This is a genomic window from Litorimonas cladophorae (assembly GCF_014652455.1).
Taxonomy (GTDB): domain Bacteria; phylum Pseudomonadota; class Alphaproteobacteria; order Caulobacterales; family Maricaulaceae; genus Litorimonas; species Litorimonas cladophorae.
Genome location: NZ_BMYV01000001.1, coordinates 486266 through 503424, shown reverse-complemented (window position 1 = coordinate 503424; position 17159 = coordinate 486266). Strand labels below are relative to the sequence as shown.

13 protein-coding genes are annotated in these 17159 nt (G+C 52.6%); 7 read left to right on the top strand and 6 right to left on the bottom strand.

Annotated features, from left to right (window positions below; translation table 11 throughout):
- Positions 1–4: 4 nt before the first annotated feature.
- Positions 5–1660, bottom strand: a complete 1656-nt coding sequence (locus IE073_RS02460; protein ID WP_189580863.1) for an amidohydrolase — start codon at positions 1658–1660, stop codon at positions 5–7.
- A 103-nt stretch (positions 1661–1763) separates the two neighbouring features.
- On the opposite strand from IE073_RS02460, the gene IE073_RS02455 reads away from it, so the two are divergent.
- Positions 1764–2543 carry a Coq4 family protein gene (locus IE073_RS02455; protein WP_189580861.1) on the top strand — a complete coding sequence of 260 codons (780 nt, stop codon included), beginning with the start codon at positions 1764–1766 and terminating at the stop codon, positions 2541–2543.
- Positions 2544–2565: 22 nt separating this feature from the next.
- Here the strand turns inward: IE073_RS02455 and IE073_RS02450 are convergent, their stop codons facing one another.
- Positions 2566–3216, bottom strand: coding sequence for a carbonic anhydrase (locus IE073_RS02450; protein ID WP_189580859.1), 651 nt, complete (start codon positions 3214–3216; stop codon positions 2566–2568).
- A 107-nt stretch (positions 3217–3323) separates the two neighbouring features.
- Here IE073_RS02450 and IE073_RS02445 point away from each other — a divergent pair, with 107 nt between their 5' ends.
- From IE073_RS02445 to IE073_RS02435, 3 genes are all read left to right on the top strand, one after another.
- Positions 3324–4232: a fatty acid desaturase family protein gene (locus IE073_RS02445; RefSeq protein ID WP_189580858.1), complete on the top strand. Its 909-nt coding sequence runs from the start codon at positions 3324–3326 to the stop codon at positions 4230–4232.
- A 14-nt stretch (positions 4233–4246) separates the two neighbouring features.
- The gene (locus tag IE073_RS02440) at positions 4247–5620 is read left to right on the top strand and encodes a M28 family metallopeptidase (RefSeq protein ID WP_189580856.1); all 1374 of its coding nucleotides are present in this window, start codon (positions 4247–4249) and stop codon (positions 5618–5620) included.
- 94 nt (positions 5621–5714) lie between these two features.
- A complete protein-coding gene (locus tag IE073_RS02435; protein WP_189580854.1) occupies positions 5715–8921 on the top strand; it encodes an amidohydrolase family protein in 3207 nt (1068 codons plus the stop codon).
- A 47-nt stretch (positions 8922–8968) separates the two neighbouring features.
- Here the strand turns inward: IE073_RS02435 and IE073_RS02430 are convergent, their stop codons facing one another.
- On the bottom strand, positions 8969–9925 hold the full coding sequence (locus tag IE073_RS02430) for an alpha/beta hydrolase (protein WP_189580851.1): 957 nt from the start codon (positions 9923–9925) through the stop codon (positions 8969–8971).
- A 184-nt stretch (positions 9926–10109) separates the two neighbouring features.
- Here IE073_RS02430 and rpsU point away from each other — a divergent pair, with 184 nt between their 5' ends.
- From rpsU to IE073_RS02415, 3 genes are all read left to right on the top strand, one after another.
- A complete protein-coding gene (rpsU, locus tag IE073_RS02425) occupies positions 10110–10346 on the top strand; it encodes a 30S ribosomal protein S21 (RefSeq protein WP_189580848.1) in 237 nt (78 codons plus the stop codon).
- 96 nt (positions 10347–10442) lie between these two features.
- Positions 10443–10925 (top strand): hypothetical protein, encoded by a 483-nt coding sequence (locus IE073_RS02420; protein WP_189580846.1) that lies wholly within the window; start codon positions 10443–10445, stop codon positions 10923–10925.
- A 57-nt stretch (positions 10926–10982) separates the two neighbouring features.
- Positions 10983–11972 carry a hypothetical protein gene (locus IE073_RS02415; RefSeq protein WP_189580844.1) on the top strand — a complete coding sequence of 330 codons (990 nt, stop codon included), beginning with the start codon at positions 10983–10985 and terminating at the stop codon, positions 11970–11972.
- Here the strand turns inward: IE073_RS02415 and prfB are convergent.
- The 3 genes from prfB to IE073_RS02400 form a co-directional block, all read right to left on the bottom strand.
- Positions 11969–13082 (bottom strand): peptide chain release factor 2 gene (gene prfB, locus IE073_RS02410; RefSeq protein ID WP_189580842.1). Its coding sequence is split into 2 segments (ribosomal slippage): positions 11969–13012 and positions 13014–13082, totalling 1113 coding nucleotides; the frame shifts between segments, so codons are not numbered across the junction. The two genes, IE073_RS02415 and prfB, sit on opposite strands and share 4 nt — an antisense overlap.
- 18 nt (positions 13083–13100) lie before the next feature.
- On the bottom strand, positions 13101–15941 hold the full coding sequence (locus tag IE073_RS02405; protein WP_233349739.1) for a penicillin-binding protein 1A: 2841 nt from the start codon (positions 15939–15941) through the stop codon (positions 13101–13103).
- 102 nt (positions 15942–16043) lie between these two features.
- Positions 16044–16901 (bottom strand): N-acetylmuramoyl-L-alanine amidase family protein, encoded by an 858-nt coding sequence (locus IE073_RS02400; RefSeq protein ID WP_189580838.1) that lies wholly within the window; start codon positions 16899–16901, stop codon positions 16044–16046.
- Positions 16902–17159 lie beyond the last annotated feature (258 nt).

Sequence of the window (17159 nt, the reverse complement as noted above, 5' to 3'; positions counted from 1 at the left end):
GAACCTAGTCAGCCTGATACACAGGCTGACCATTTACCCAAGTTTGGCGCACGCGGATGTCCTTGATGTCTGTCGGCGCGACTTTGGTCGGATCGGCGTCCAGCACGACGAAATCTGCGCGTTTGCCCACCTCGAGTGACCCCAGCGCATCCTCTTGGAACGCACCATAAGCATTGGTAATTGTCATTGCCTCTAATGCCTCTTGAACAGTCAACGCTTGATTTGAATACCAACCTTCTGCGGGAGCATTCTCCAGCTTTTTCCGAGTCACCGCGAAGTAGAGCGTTTCCATTGGTGTCCAAGGCTCACCCGGCAAATCAGAATTCAGCATCAACCGCCCACCCGCGCCCAGTATTGTCTGCCACGCATACGCATTCTTGATACGCTCTGGCCCCACACGGTCTTCCGCCCATCCGCTATCGCCGACGGCATGAGATGACTGCACTGATGACAGAACGCCGCGTGTTGCAACGCGGTCGTAATAGTCAGGCAAGACGACCTGCGCATGCTCAATCCGCCAACGTGCCGTCATGTCATCGCCCAGTGCTTCTTCATAGATATTCAGCGTTCTGTTATTGCCTTCATCACCAATAGCATGGACGGCCATTTGAAACCCTAGCTTCGCAGCGCGGTTAGCCAATGATGTCATCGCCTCAGGCGAAATCCGCTCTGTAGGGCGGGCGGCATCGGGTTTATCGGAATAAGGTTCAGCCATAAGCGCTGTGCGAGATCCGAGAGACCCGTCATAAAAAACTTTGATACCACGGATATCCAACCAGTCTTCAGGGTCGTCTTCTAAGCCATTGCTAAACCACGCTTCCATCAACGTATTATCGTTACCGTCCAGCAAGCCATAAACACGAATGGGAAGTTCATCCCGCGCCGCCAATGCTTTGAACGCCGCGACATCCACAGGAGTCATCCCAGCCTCATGAATAGATGTGACACCCGCTTCCGACATCTCGGTGAGTCCAGCACGGATCGCCAACTCCAGCTTAGCTTGGTCAGCTTTTGGAATGTGCTGATCAACCAGATCTTGCGCGAGCGTCAGCATGACACCTGTTGGCGTTCCATCCTCACGGCGCAGGATGTTTCCGACCTTTGGCTCGGCCGTATTGCTGTCGATCCCCGCAATCTCGAGCGCTTTGCCATTATAGAAACCACCGAAACCATGAAGGCTTTCGAGAGCGACAGGGTTATTCGGGAAGGCTGCATCCAATGCGGCTCTGTCTGGATATCCGCGCGTCGCAAATTCGCCCTCGTCCCAGCCTTGACCAATTAGCCAGACACCCGCTTTGGGATTTGGGAAATGCGCTTCTAAGCGCTCGACGATATCTTCGGCCGTTTCCACCCCAACGAGATTGGCTTTTATGCGGTCCATACCCAATTCGCGCACGTGAACATGACTATCGATGAACCCCGGTAAAATTGTTTGCCCCGATAGATCGATGAGCTTTGCCGAAGAGATATCGTTCATTAGTGTCCGATCGCCGACCGCGGAGATATTGCCATCTTTCAGGATCATCACGCTGGCCCGCGGGCGTGTCGCATCCATGGTAATAATATCGCCGACAATCACGGTGACATCTTGATCGGCCTGGTTTTCTGACACGCATGCCGACAACGCGACAAGACTCGAAAACAAAAGAGCTTTTTTCATGAGGGCTTTCCTACGGTCGGTTTGAGCGGACTGATGCAGTTTGCATAAACCATATGCAGTCACGGTGATGGTATGGAAAGGGTTTCCATGCTACCAAAATTGCATGACCAAGACGACATACTCGCTGAAATCATTCGAAAAACGTCGGCGACGCCCGCTGAAGGCGCTGCATCACTTCCGTGAACTGATTAAGAACAAAGAAGACACGACGCAGGTTTTCTATGTGATCGAAGCGCTGAACGGCAATAGCTTTCAAAAGCAATTCGTCAAATTTGCCAATTCAGACCAAGGTCGCAAACGCTTGGAAGAAAAGCGTTATTTACCGCCCTTACTCGATAATCATGACTGGTTGCGCACACTGCCTGATGGGAGTCTAGGTCGCGCCTATCTTCATTTTATGGAAACGGAGGGTCTAACGGCCCAAGGTCTAGTCGATGAGTACTCTGCCTCTGGTGTGTCGCGCGACTATGGCCATCCCGACATGAACATCTATGGAGATCGACTACGTGATACGCATGATATGTTGCATGTCTTGACGGGCTTTGGTCGCGACGCGCTGGGTGAAGCCTCGGTTCTTGGCTACAGCCACGCGCAACATGGTGGACCTGGTGTATTATTCATCGCTTACGGCGCGGCATGGGAAGTGCGGAAAACAGCACCGAAAGGCGCACCTGTATTGAAATCCATTCACGAAGCCCGTCGTATTGGCAAAGCCGCAAAAGATATCGCCTATGAAGATTTAATGGCGCTTCTGCCGCAGCCGATTGATGAGGTTCGCGCGCATATGGGCATCAAGTTGCCGACACAATATCACGAAGTTCACGCACAAATGCGCAATAATGGCATTGATCCATATGGCGTTATTGGCGCGGCCGCCGCTTAACGCGGCTTTCGAATTCGGCGGTTTATGCGTCAGAGTCTGTCGGCGCGACATCAATCAGTTTGAAGTCGCCGTTCTCATCGGCGAGCATTAATCGCGCTTGAATGATTGAGAAATAAGCGCCTAAAAGTTGGAGCTCACCCGCCTCAACACGCTCACGAACAAAATCATATTTCATAAGGTTCGTGAGAGATTGACGAACTGTCTCTAGCTCCATCTCAAACTGCATCTCTGGATCAGATAAATTGCGTTCAGAAACGCGGTCACAGACATGGTTGATTTGGCTGAGCCATTTATTGACATAGCCACCCTCGGGCTTTCGGCCCAAACCTGCAATACAGCCTTGAATGCCGCCACAGCTTTCATGGCCCATGACGACAATTGTGCCGACCCCAATAACTTTTACTGCATATTCAATCGCAGCCGTCGTACCATGATAGCTTTCGTTCGCATCTGGCGGGGGCACCAAATTGGCGACATTGCGGGCGACGAACATTTGTCCCGGATAGGCGTCAAATATATCAGTTGGGTCCACACGACTATCCGCGCATGCGATCAGCATAATATCGGGATTCTGACCATTACGGCCTAACTCCTCATAGAGCGCTTTCTGGTGCGCATAGTCACCCGCGCGAAATGATTGATAGCCTTTGATGAGTTTTTCCATACCGACCATATTTCTGCGCCTGTCCAAAAGGTCAAGCCACAGACGAGCAAAAAGCCACCCTTATTGCCAGATTTGCGACGTTGACATTGCGGGTCGCGCGGGGGCATCTTTGTATCGTGAAATCTGCAATCCAATATGTAGCTAAGTCAGACGTAAAACGCCTAGCGCAACGATCTGACCTTTGGGGCGCATGGTTGACCCTCCACGTTTGGGGAACGATCGCCCTCGCCGTCGCCGCCTATATTGCTTTTCCGAACCCTTGGGTTTTCGCGGCGAGCTTTCTTATCATTGGATCACGTCAGCATGGAATCGCAATTTTGGTCCATGACACGGCGCACCGCGCTTTGTTCAAATCCAAAACTCTCAATGAATTCGTTGGGAAATATTTGCTCGCAGCGCCCTATGGCGGCGACATGGTTTCCTATCGCCACTATCACTTGAAACATCACCGCTACGCTCAGTCCGAGCTTGATCCAGACTTGCCGCTTTCAGCCAAATTCCCGACTAGCAAGGCGAGCCTGAAGCGCAAATTTCTACGTGACATTACGGGCCTAACGTTTCTGCGATTGCGTCTCGCGAATTGGAAAATGCGCAAACATGGGGAGAACATGCCCGGCACTGAAGCCTTCCAAAAATCGTCGGCAGTGCCATTCTTCGTCGCGAATGCGATCATCTTTGGCGTTTTCATTCTGATCGGTCACCCTTGGCTTTACCTGACACTCTGGCTGCTGCCGCTTTGGACCTGGTTCTTTGCCGTGTTGCGCCTTCGGAATATCGCCGAACATGCGATGACGACCAATGACGACAACCCGCTGACACATGCGCGGACGACACACGCCAATGTGATCGAACGCATCCTATTCGCGCCCTATTGGGTGAATTACCACGTTGAGCATCACGCCTACATGTACGTGCCTTGCTATCGTTTGAAAGCCTTGCACAAAGCCATGCTGGCGGCTGGTCATGGACCAGATATGGATATCAAAAAAGATTATGGGGCGGTTTTGAAACTCGCCGTTGCTTAGTTAGGGGATTTCAAATGAAGACACTCGCACTCGCTACAACATTGCTGTTGGGAACGGCGGCATCCGTTTCTGCCCAAGATATGTCCGCTCTTTACGGCCCGCCCTCTGAAGTTCAGGACCTCTATACCATTGCGACTGCCCCGTCTGCGGATCGCATTCAATCCGACATTCAAACCCTCGTTGATTTCGGCACACGCCATACCCTATCGGAAACCGAAAGCGACACGCGTGGCATCGGCGCAGCTCGACGCTGGATATTCGCGGAATTCGAGAAAATCTCCAAAGACTGCGGCGGCTGTCTCGAAGTCATCTATGTCAGCGATACGATTGAAGGCGAACGTCGTATCCCCAACCCCACAGAAGTTGTCTCTGTTCTGGCCATTCAACGCGGCACGATAGACCCCAACCGCTATGTCATGATGAGCGGCGATATCGACAGTCGCGTCACTGATCCACTGGACGGAACTTCCGACAGTCCCGGCGCAAATGACAATGCCTCTGGCATGGCTGGCGTCATTGAAGCTGCGCGGGTCCTATCCAAACGCAAATATGCAGGCAGCATCATATATGCGGGACTGTCTGGTGAGGAGCAGGGATTGTTCGGCGGCAAGATCGTTGCGGATTACGCTTTGGAGAACGATTGGCAGATCAAAGGCGTGTTGAACAATGACATGATCTCTAACATCACGGGCATTGATGGCGTCACCAATAATTCCACGGTCCGCGTTTTCTCTGAGGGTACCCGCGCGAATGAAACCCCCGCCGAGGCCCGCACGCGTCGCTTCACGGGCGGCGAAGTCGACAGTCCATCGCGGAATTTAGCGCGCTATGTGAAATCGCAGGGCGACCAATATATGACCAATCTGGATATCATGATGGTTTACCGCCTCGACCGTTTCGGCCGCGGCGGTCATCACCGTCCGTTTAACGTGGTCGGTATTCCCGGTATCCGCATCATGGAAACGCATGAATATTACGACCGCCAGCATCAGGATTTGCGGACGGAGGACGGAATCGTATATGGCGATACCATGGAGGGTGTTGACGCAACCTACGCCGCCAAGCTCACGGCCCTCAACGCTATCACACTTGCTGGAATGGCAGGTGCACCGCCCTTCCCCGCAAATGTCGAAGCCACGGGCGCCGTGCAGCCCTCCGCGAAGCTCACGTGGGAAACACCAGAAAATGCGGACAACCTCGCGGGCTATCGCGTGCATTGGCGCGTCACGACCGCGCCAGAATGGACGCACTCGCGTTTCGTCGGCAAGGCCAATGAATGGACATTCGAGAACCTCGTGATTGACAATTACTTCTTCGGCGTCAGCGCCGTCGCCAAAGACGGTAGCGAAACCCCAGTTGTCTTTCCTGGAGCAGCAGGGCGGTTCTAGCTTTACCTCTCATTTCCCCTCCTAGGCGAAAACGCATGAATTTACCCCACGCCTTCGCCTAAGGTCTGACCAAATCCCGCTTTCGAGGCCCAATATGACTCTCAAAACCGCATTACTTTCCACAATTGCTCTCACCACGGCTGTCGCTTTCACCGCGACTGCCTTCGCTGACAGTAAATCGGATGACACAAAGGATGAGGCGAAATGGGACGTGATGAACCCACCGGGTGACAAACGTGAAATTGATATCAATGTCGATGAAGGCACATGGATGAGCCTTGATGTCTCTCCAGACGGCAAGACCATCGCATTTGATCTGCTGGGCGACATTTACACAATGCCCGCGCGCGGAGGTACGGCCAAAAATATCGCTTCTGGCATGGCGTGGGATATGCAGCCGCGTTTCTCACCTGATGGGAAACAGATCGCGTTTACCTCTGACCGTGCGGGCGGAGACAATATTTGGGTGATGGATGTCGACGGCGAGAACGCCAAGCAGATCACCAAAGAAACCTTCCGCTTAATGAACAATCCGACGTGGTCACCGGATGGAACCTATATTGCAGCGAAGAAGCATTTCACGACATCACGCTCTCTCGGGACGGGCGAAATTTGGCTGTATCACACCGCAGGCGGAAAAGGTGTTCAACTCGTCAAAAAACCATCCGAGACGCACCAGAAAGAGCTTGGCGAACCGATCTTCGCGCCTGACGGAAAGTCGATTTACTATACACAAAACACAACACCCGGCGGTCAGTTCATTTACGCTCAGAACAGCCACACCGAGCTATTCCAGATCAAGAAATACGATATGGATACGGGCGAAATCTCGACAGCCGCAGGTGGATATGGCGGCGCGGTTCGCGGCGCACCTTCGCCAGACGGCAAGTCTTTGGCCTTTGTCAAACGTGTCGAGGCTCGCTCCAAGCTATTCCTAAAAGACCTCGCCTCTGGCGAAGAGCGGATGATCTTCGATAATCTCGATCAAGACATGCAAGAAACATGGGGCGTGCAAGGCATGTATCCTAATATGGATTGGTCGCCTGAGGGTGACGCAATCTATTTCTGGGCCAAAGGCAAAATCCACAAGCTAGATATTGCCAGTGGTGACTTCAAAGCTATTCCCTTCAAAGTCCGCGACACCCGCACCGTCATGGATGCACCCCGCCCAAGCGTCGAAGTCGCGCCCGATGAGTTCGACATTCTCATGCCGCGTTTTGCGCAAACCAGTCCCGACGGAAAGTCCGTTGTCTTTGAATCTCTCGGCAAACTCTATCTTCGTAACCTGCAAAATGGTCGCGTCAAGAATCTGACAAAACTTCCTAAAGACGTGCGTGAACTTTATCCTAGCTGGTCACGTGATGGGAAGACCATCGCGTTCACGACTTGGACTGATGCCGATCTAGGCGCAATCCACTCGATCAATGTCGCCTCTGGACGCGTGACAACCCATACCGAAGCGCCGGGCCACTATAAACGCCCACGCCTATCCCCATCAGGTGACTATTTGACATTCGAAAAGGGCAGCGGGTCTTCAATCACCGCGCCCACATATACAGATGCGCCTGGGCTATACGTTCTTGCGCTAGATGGTGGCGAGCCTATGCGGATTTCAAAATCGGGCAGCGCGCCGCATTTCGATGGTGACGATCTGCGTGTCTTCTTCACGAAGAATATCGATAGCAAGAGCACCCTCGTTTCGACAAATTTACTCGGTGATGATGAGCGCGCACATGCGTCATCCAAAATGGCGCAAACTTACTTGATCTCACCCGACGGCAAACACGTTGCCTTCCGAGAGAACTATAATCTGTTTGTGATGCCGCTCCTTTCGGGTCCGCAGAACGTCGGCACTGGCATGGAAACAGGCGAACTGCCCGTTGTTAAAGTGAGCGAAGGCGGCGCGACCTATCCGAGTTGGTCCAATGATGGTTCACTGAACTGGTCGCTGGGCCCAGATGTTTTCTCGGCCTCCCTCGACGAGATGATGAGCGACGACTTCAAACCCGTGACAGATGGCACCTCCATTTCCTATAAGGTCAAATCTGCCAAAGCCGGGAAAGCCGTTCTCCTAACAAACGCTCGTGTCATAACCATGGCGGACGATGATGGTGGGGTGCTGGAAGATGCAGACATCTTCATTGTGGATGGGCGCATTCAAGCCATTGGCAAATCAGGAAGCCTCCGAACGCGGGGCGAACATGAAGTCCTTGATCTTGAAGGCAAGACGATTGTCCCTGGGTTCATCGACGCCCATGCGCATGGGCCGCAAGGCACGGATGAGCTAGTCCCGCAGCAAAACTGGGAAGCTGTCGCAACCCTCGCACTCGGCGTAACGACTGTCTTTGACCCCTCCTCCCGCGCCAGCGAAATCTTTACCGCTGGGGAGATGCAACGCGCAGGCATGTTGCTTGCACCGCGCACTTACTCGACGGGTGAAGTCATTTACGGCGCGAAAGCTCCGGGCTTCTTTGCCAATATTCAATCCGAAGATGATGCTCGCGAACATGTCTCTCGCTTGAAAGAGCAAGGCGCACATGGCGTAAAAAATTATAATCAGCCGCGCCGCGATCAGCGCCAACAAGTTGTGAAAGCGGCCCGTGACGAAAATCTGATCGTCGTTGCCGAAGGCGGATCGCTCTATCACATGGACATGTCACTAGTCCAAGATGGCAACACGTCGGTCGAACATAACCTGCCGCAGGAATTCATCTATGATGATGTTGTGCAGATGTACTCACAAACTAACGTGGCTTACACACCGACACTCGCTGTGACTTATGGCGGCGTTCGCGGCGAAGCCTATTATTACGCCCGTGAGGACGTCTGGAAACACCCGATTCTTTCTGCGCATACACCGCCCGCTTTGCTACGAGCGCAATCTGTGCGCCGTGAAATGGCGCCTGATGCAGATTACGCAGACGCGGCCTCTGCCGCTGTATCTAAGAAATTAATGGAAGCAGGTGTGCCCGTTTCGATTGGTGCCCATGGTCAACGTGAAGGTCTAGCGGCGCATTGGGAAATGTGGAGCTTTGCCCGTGGTGGTATGAGCAATCTGCAAGCGCTTCAAACGGCGACAACCGAACCCGCGCGTCACTTGGGATTTGATAAGGATATCGGCTCTCTGGAAGTTGGCAAACTCGCCGATCTCGTGATCCTATCGGACAACCCTCTCGACGACATCCGCAACACGGATAAAATCGAACACGTCATGATCGGTGGCCGCCTATACGAAGCTGCGACTATGAACGAAGTCGTGACGGGCGATAAGAAACGCCTGCCCTATTATTGGGAAAAATAGCAATTGGCTGGCCGCCTACGACCTTTTAGGCGTAGGCGGCTGACGCACTAATTAAAGCGCCGCTCTAACCATTCTGTCATCACATTGTTCAAAGCCTCTGGCGCGTCCCACATCGCCCAGTGTCCACAGTCGGGAATGTTAACCCGTTCGAGGTCAGGACACATTTTGACCATCGGACCGGTTAGTTCTGGAGGCAGCAGTAAATCGCCTTCGGGACTGATCATCAAAACAGGCTGCGTAATACGGTCGCTCATGCCTTCGGCCAAATGCCAATTCACATCGATATTCCTGTAAAGGTTCATGCCTGTTTCAAACCCCGTTCTTATATAGGCCTCCACAAATTGCTTACGGTCTTCATCGGGCAAAACCACGCCTTTCAGCGCAGGTGAGCCCTCCGAGAGGAAGCGCTCAAACTGTGTCGGGATGAAGGTGAATGTTTCATCCGCTTTCGCGCCAGGTGGAGTCGACCGAAACATAAGACGGAAAAATCCATCGGGGTCCTTGGCGAAATTTGCGGCGACTTCTGGGCCTCTATCTCGAAATTCCAAAAAATAGTGTTTCGGACCATAGCGTTTCTCAATGATCTTGAGCGGCGGCGCTGGCGCGCGTGATGTGTGCGGCACACAAATACCAATGACAGCTTTAACGCGGTGCGAGATCATCCGCGAAGCATGCCAGACAATTGATCCCCCCCAATCATGACCACAGATGATCGCCTCGGAGATCCCATGTCCGTCCATCACGGCCTCGATGTCAGAGACTAACTGCGGCATAGCATAATGCACGGGATCAAGCGGCGCGGAAGAATGGCCAAAACCGCGAAGATCAAAAGCGATGACACGATAGCCCGCATCCACAAGCGCCGGGACGGTATGTTTCCAGCTATAAGCGATTTCAGGCCAGCCATGGATCAGGACGATCGGCGGCCCATTTACTGGACCATCCGCATAAGTCGCGATCTGGAAGGAATCATTCGAAACAAAAAAGGGGCGATTAAAGTTCATGACAGAGGATATGGCCTAGAAATCGCTTGAAGACACGGGGTTATGTGTCAATTTTGTCGGCCTACGGGTGCAAATCGACCCTTTACGAGAGAGCAACGAGCCTGTAGGTGACACCCAACTTAAAGAGCCCTGCGGTTTGAGCGGGGCTTTTGGCTTTTGAACACGAAATAAGAGACACATACACATGGTCGAAATCTACGTCCGTCAGAACAATGTTGATCAGGCGCTCCGCGCTCTGAAGAAAAAGATGCAAAACGAAGGCATCTTGCGCGAAATTAAAGCGCGTAAACATTTCGAGAAGCCATCCGAGAAGCGCGTTCGCGAAGCTCAGGAAGCTGTACGTCGCGCCCGTAAATTGGCTCGTAAACGTGCCCAAATCGAAGGCCTTATCCCTTCGAAAAAGAAGCCGCGCCGCCGCTAGGCGAGCCGCGCTCGAAAGCCAAATTAAAAGGCCGTCTCTCTGAGGCGGCTTTTTTATTGCCTAAATGCTAGAGCTTGTCATGGTGAGGTGCAGAACATGCCCAGTCAGACACGTCATATCAAAGCCCATGAAGTCGCGGCCCTGCCCCGTGGCTTCACGTCGACATTCGACATCAAGTCGGTCGAGTTCATCGACCGAGCGCATAATCCCTTTGCCGAAAACAAGATCGTCTGTCGGGGACCAAAGCTCTATTGGCAATCTTGCCCCAAAGACTTCGCCAGAGAACCCCTCTTAATTCAATCTCTGCTGATGCATGAGCTTTGCCATGTCTGGCAATATGAAACGGGACGCCTATCGGCGCTGGTTTATCTGCTGTTCCCAAGCAATTGGTTCTATGCCTACGAGGTTAAATCAGACGCCAGTTTTGACAGCTATCCCATCGAAAAACAGGCTGACCTCTTACAAGATTGGTTTCTTGTAAACTCTGGCGAAAAGCCTCTTCGGTATGATCCGCATGGACCCGTCCCAACTTTGGCATGGTTAAATTCGGTTGTCCCATTCAATTGGGAAGCGCGTTAGCGGGATATTTAGCAATTTTATCTATGGTGGCCCTGTAATTCTATGTGAGGGGCCGACATGCCAACGACAGATACGCGCCAGCTAATCGCTGAAATTCAAGCGGCGGATAAGATGACGGGCGCACAACTGCTGGATTTGAGACGCGCATTTGGTGCCGACCTCGAAATCAGTAGTACTGAAGCGGACAGCCTTTTCGCGCTCAATGAAGTCTCAGAAAAACCAAGCGGTTGGGCGGATTACTTTGTTCTCGTTCTCACGACTTATCTCGTCCATCAAGGCCGGCCAGAAGGCTATATCAATGACGCCATGGCCGTCTGGCTGATAGCGCGCATTGATCATGACGGCGTGGTTGAGACTGAAATCGAATTGCGCCTACTCATGAATGTGTTGAAAGTCGCAGAAGTTCCTGGCGACCGCTTGGAGGCTTACGCGCTGAAGCAGGTACAGCTGGCCGTCATGGAAGGTAGAGGACGTGTCGGGCAGGACATGTTGACCCCGGGTACGCTTGGCGCGGCGGAAGTCGAATTGCTCCGCCGGATATTCTATAGTGTTGGCGGCGATGGCGGAATGTGGATCACGCGAATGGAAGCCAAAGTCATTTTCGATCTGAATGAAGCCACTAAAGGCAGAAACAATGACCCGGCCTGGCAGCGCTTCTTCGTGGGGGCGATTGCCAATCATCTCATGATGATAGCGGCGCCAGCCAAACTCGACCTCACCGAAGTCAAACGTCGTGAAGCTTGGCTGGCAAGCGATGAAGGTATGATCAAGCGTGGGATGCTGCGTCTATCAGGCAGAGATGTTCTGAATGCGTTTAAAGAGGTCTTCGGGCTTACGGCTGGAGACCCGACGGGCGGCTTCACCAATCTAGATGTCGAAAATATGTCACAAGCTGAAACGATCACAGAAGAAGAAGCGCGTTGGCTGGTCCAGGCTTTGAAAGCCGATGGCGAAATTGACGAGAACGAACGTGCCTTGCTCGATTTTATTCGCGAGGAATGCCCCGCGATTGATGCGAGTTTACGCCCGCTTCTTGACGCGGCCTAAGGCTCGCTATCAACACCGACGCGGGCACTTAGGGCAGCGGCCATAAAGTCATCTAGTTTGCCGTCCAGCACACCAGACGTGTCTGATGTCTCTACACCAGTGCGCAGATCTTTGACCATCTGATAAGGTTGCAGTACATAGCTTCTGATTTGATGGCCCCAGCCAATATCTGTCTTACTATCGGCCAATGACTGCGCCTCTTCCTCGCGTTTACGAAGTTCCTCCTCGTAAAGACGCGCTCGGAGCATATCCCAAGCTTGAGAGCGGTTCTTATGCTGGCTGCGGTCCGATTGACACTGGACCACAATGCCCGAAGGTTCATGCGTAATACGAACCGCAGAGTCGGTTTTGTTGATGTGCTGACCACCTGCCCCAGACGCGCGGTAAGTATCAACACGACAATCACTCTCATCAATATCAATCTCGATCGTATCGTCGATCTCGGGAAAAACCCAAACAGAGGCAAAGCTGGTGTGACGTCGCGCGGAACTGTCATATGGCGAAATGCGGACCAACCGATGCACACCCGACTCGGTTTTCATCCAACCAAATGCATTCTCGCCTTTTATCCGTAAGGTCGCAGACTTGATACCTGCGCCGTCGCCATCCTGCGCCTCAAGCAATTCTGTCTTCATCCCGCGTGAATTTGCCCAGCGCATATACATACGCAGCACCATCTCTGCCCAATCTTGGGCTTCAGTTCCGCCAGCACCTGGATGAATTTCGACAAAGCAGTTATTGGCATCTGCTTCACCGCTCATCAGCGCAATAAGCTCAGCCGCCGCCGCAGCTGACTTGGTTTTGGTAAGGGCGTCGGCAGCCGCATCTACGAGTTCAGCGTCGTCATCCATTTCGGCCAGTTCGGCCAGCTCGACATTATCGGCCAATTCCGTTTCGATCTTACGAATCGCCGCGAAACTTGACTCCAGCTTTGATCGTTCCTGCATCAAGACTTGCGCCTCTTGCGGTCGGTCCCACAGGGTTGGATCTTGGGCAAGGTTATTGAGTTCGGCTAGACGCCGTTCAGCAACATCCCAGTCAAAGACGCCTCCTTAGCAGTTCGATAGACTGCTCAATTTCGGTTTGCATTTGAAGGATATCGGCTCTCATAATGGTGCCGATATGGGGTTAGTATAGCCCGTCGTCCAGTGCTTTCTCGACAGGTTTTTCGACCGGCGCAGTATCAGGCGTTGCTGGGGGTGTGATTGAGGGGGCGGGCCCTTCAACAGCTGCATCTGTTTCCTGATCCTCAGGATTACGAACGCCTTCAACGGCATTTTGGGCTCTGTTTAAAGTGGCCTCTAAATCTGTTGGCGTTTCGTCACCCGATGAGGTTGTACTCTCGTCGTCTGTGGTTTGGGGCACGGTCGACCCGAAAAATCCGCCAAATGAATCTGTACCCGACCCGACCCGAATAGTGCGACGCAAACCGCCCATGCTAGGCTCTGTGCCAGGCTTAAACGCTTCGAGAATAAAATCAGGCGCACCAATATAGGACGGCTCTCCTGTTACCCGATTTACAGGTGCTAAGGTCACGCCATCAGGGATACGGAATGGAACCTTGGATTGGTCTTTCAAGACTGTTTCAAGAAAATCTTTGACGATGGGAACGGCAGAGCTTGACCCTGTTTCGCGCCCCATTTGCTCTGGCGTGTCTATGCCGACATAAACGCCAACAACCAAGTCGGGTGAGAAGCCCATGAACCAATTGTCCAAGCTGTCATTGGTGGTACCCGTCTTTCCACCTAAGGGGCGTCCCAGCGCCCGCAAACGTGCGCCCGTGCCATTTTCTACAACACCCTGCATGATGTATGTGACCTGATAAGCCGTAACAGGATCGATAAGTTGAGGTCTAAGGTCAGGCAGGTTTGGTGGCTCACCACCTAGATATTCATCCTGCTGGCAATCTGCACATTCAGTCTCGAACGCATTGAATATTGTTTTACCATTTCCGTCTTGAACGCGATCCAAAATACGCGGCTCTACCTGCTTACCGCCATTAATCATGGTGGAATAGGCCGTCGCCAGTCGCAGAAGCGTGGTTTCACCGGCCCCAAGCGCCCAAGCCAATTCAGGTTTCGGGTCATCGTAAATGCCGAATTCTTTGGACAGGCGCATGACAGGGGCCATCCCCATCTCATTGGCTAGGCGAACGGTCATCGCATTTCGAGACTTCTCGATCCCTAATCGCAGGGTCGAGAGACCGTAGAAGTTCCCCGCGTTATAGTTTTCAGGTTTATAGAAACGTTCACATTCGTCCTCAAACGCATCGTCCTCGCCTTCACGACGTTCTTCGCCATTTTGTCGTAAAGATAGCGTCCCCTGCTCATTTTCTTCACATTCAACATCTTTACGTTCGATCACAAAGGGCGCGTCCAAGATCTGATCCGCAGGAGTGAAGCCTTCCTCTAACGCCGCTGCATAGACAAAGGGCTTAAAGGCCGAGCCCGGCTGACGCTTTGCTTGCGTGGCGCGATTGAATTGCGATTGCTCAAAACTATAGCCGCCGACCATCGCTAAAATGCGGCCCGTATGCGGGTCCATGGCAACCAACCCGCCATTGGCTTTAGGTATCTGGCGAAGATTGTATTCGGTCGAAGGCTCTGCCTCGGCTTTTACAGGCTTGCGCTCAACGAGAACGACGTCTCCCGCTTTCAAAACATCTTTAATCGACCTCAGGTCTTTGCCGACAGCGCCACGCGGCAGAGCTTTCTTGGCCCATGCAATATCAGATAAGGCTAAAGTGCCCTTTGCATCAGATTCTGGAAATGTTTCGTCCTCTGGCAAATCTGCAGGCGGCGCAAAAGCGAGCTCCGCCGATTTATCCCCCGTTTCCATGACTAATGCGACACGCCAGTCACCAATATCACGCGGCGGTTTGACAGCACTCAGTTTTGTGCGCCAATCCGACATTGAGTCGAAACTGGTCAAAGGGCCACGATAACCATGACGACGATCCATCATTTCCAACCCTCGGCGCAATGCGCGACGACCTTCAAGTTGCACAGAGGTATCGAGAGTTGTCCGAATGGAGAGGCCGCCCTCATAAAGCTCGTCTTCACCGTACATCTGGTAAATGCGCTTGCGCGCTTCTTCAACGAAATACTCGGCTGCCAGATATTCATCACCCTCGAAACGATCAGTGACGGTGATTTCGGTTTCGCGAGCGGTTTGCGCTTCTTCTTCGGTTATGTATCCATCTTCCGCCATACGGGTCAGCACATAGTTACGACGACGTATTGCCCGCTCTTTTTTGACTGGGTCATTGATCTGATAATTTGACGGACCTTTCGGTAAGACAGCCAAATAAGCGATCTCAGCGACGGTCAGGTCCTTCATCGGCTTCCCGAAATAGTTCAGCGACGCCGCGGCAACTCCATAAGCACCGCGACCAAAGTAAATTTCATTCAAGTAAAGTTCGAGGATCGTGTCCTTGTCCATCGCTTTTTCGATGCGTCGGGCAATCGCGACCTCTCGCACCTTACGTTCAATATTTCGCTCGTTGCCAACTAGAAAGTTTTTGGCGACTTGCTGAGTAAGCGTGGACCCACCTTCAAGTCGTCTGCCATTTAGCACGTGGCCGATATTTGCCTTCATGGCGCGCGCAAAGCCAATCGGATCAAATCCGTTGTGCGTGTAAAAACGCTTGTCCTCGGCGGCGACAAAAGAATGCTGAAGTGCCTCCGGTACGGTCTCGATGGGCACAAATACACGAGCTTGCTTGCGAAATTCGCTGATAAGTTTGCCATCGCCTGCGTGGACGCGAGACATCACGGGCGGTTGATATTCGGAAAGACTTTCAACGCTAGGCAAGTCGCGAGTTGATTTGACGATGAAGACAAAGACGACAATTGCGGCGATCAGACCTAAGACCAATCCAATACCAAACAACCATTTGACCACGCGCCAAAATTTGGAACGAGGCTTATTCGGCGTCTCGGAGGCTGTGGCGGAAATTGTCTCGGTCATAGGTCGAATCATCTGCGGGCCAAATGCGGCGGTAATGGGGTGTTAGCGGGGCATTCCCGCGTAATAAAGGCATTGGTTCAGAGAGCGAACGGATATCGCGCGCTAAAGACCCGCCATATAGCGATCAATCGCGCGTTCCACGCTCGCAGTAAGCTTATTCCGGTGTTTTTTCGTTTTGAGCAGCTTTTCATCTGTCGCATGTGAAATATATCCAAGTTCCAGCAAGACAGCCGGCACATCAGGCGCCAAGAGCACATAATACCCTGCGCGACGATGAGAGTTTCCAATCAGTTCAGTCTTGCCCTGAAGCTCTTCGAGCAAAATTCCCGCGAAGGCATCCGATTGACTCTCAGTCTTTCGTTGAGCGAGATCGACGAGAATGTCGCCGACAGGATCCGTTTGCGTGGATAAATCAATGTCCATTATCCAGTTTTGGTTGTTCACAATACGCTTAGAACGTCCCTTGGCACGATCGGCCAGCGTATACACAGCCGCCCCGCGCGCATTTTTACCAGCAGAGTCTGCATGTATTGAAATAAAGAGGTCAGCTTGACCTTCTCGCGCAATGCGCAGCCGATCATCATGTTTTACGTAGCTATCGTTATTTCGTGTCAGGATAACGGTATAACGCCCAGACTTCCGAAGTCTGGCGGCCAACTCATTCGCTGCAGCTGTCGTGATTGTTTTCTCATATGTGCCTTTGATGCCAACTGCACCTGGGTCGCTACCGCCATGACCAGGATCGATCACGATGACGGGTTTGCGTGGGGACGGCGCAGACCCTTTCGGTTTAAGCACTGGAAACGGAACAGCATTTTCGAAGTAACGCGGACCAGGCACGCGCACAGGCGTTTGCTGAAGCTCTAATCCGGGCTTAAGTTGAGGAACAGGCACGGCCGCTGCGGATGCCGCAGGTATAAACAGGCTGAGCCAGAACAATATGATCAAAATGCGGGTCACGATTCCTCTGCTATGACGATTTTATGGTGAATAAAGTCTTAGCAAGACTGACTTCGACTCCAACGAACAGGCCTTTAGTTCATCCATCACTCCGATCTTGGCCTCACCGTCCAAAATCACCTGACAAATGCTTTGCGCTTACGGCGAAAATGAGGCAGAGCCATCGGCAGAATGCGAGTTCGGCTGGCTGATTCAAAGCCCCCTCGCCACTTCTACGCAGAACTTGACATGATGTCGGCTCTGCATCTCGAAAGTTTT

Coding starts and splice junctions, on each gene's coding strand:
- IE073_RS02405 (WP_233349739.1), bottom strand. CDS start 15,941: ATGACCGAGACAATTTCCGCCACAGCCTCCGAGACGCCGAATAAGCCT.
- IE073_RS02460 (WP_189580863.1), bottom strand. CDS start 1,660: ATGAAAAAAGCTCTTTTGTTTTCGAGTCTTGTCGCGTTGTCGGCATGC.
- IE073_RS02455 (WP_189580861.1), top strand. CDS start 1,764: ATGACCAAGACGACATACTCGCTGAAATCATTCGAAAAACGTCGGCGA.
- IE073_RS02440 (WP_189580856.1), top strand. CDS start 4,247: ATGAAGACACTCGCACTCGCTACAACATTGCTGTTGGGAACGGCGGCA.
- rpsU (WP_189580848.1), top strand. CDS start 10,110: ATGGTCGAAATCTACGTCCGTCAGAACAATGTTGATCAGGCGCTCCGC.
- IE073_RS02420 (WP_189580846.1), top strand. CDS start 10,443: ATGCCCAGTCAGACACGTCATATCAAAGCCCATGAAGTCGCGGCCCTG.
- IE073_RS02430 (WP_189580851.1), bottom strand. CDS start 9,925: ATGAACTTTAATCGCCCCTTTTTTGTTTCGAATGATTCCTTCCAGATC.
- IE073_RS02415 (WP_189580844.1), top strand. CDS start 10,983: ATGCCAACGACAGATACGCGCCAGCTAATCGCTGAAATTCAAGCGGCG.
- IE073_RS02450 (WP_189580859.1), bottom strand. CDS start 3,216: ATGGTCGGTATGGAAAAACTCATCAAAGGCTATCAATCATTTCGCGCG.
- IE073_RS02435 (WP_189580854.1), top strand. CDS start 5,715: ATGACTCTCAAAACCGCATTACTTTCCACAATTGCTCTCACCACGGCT.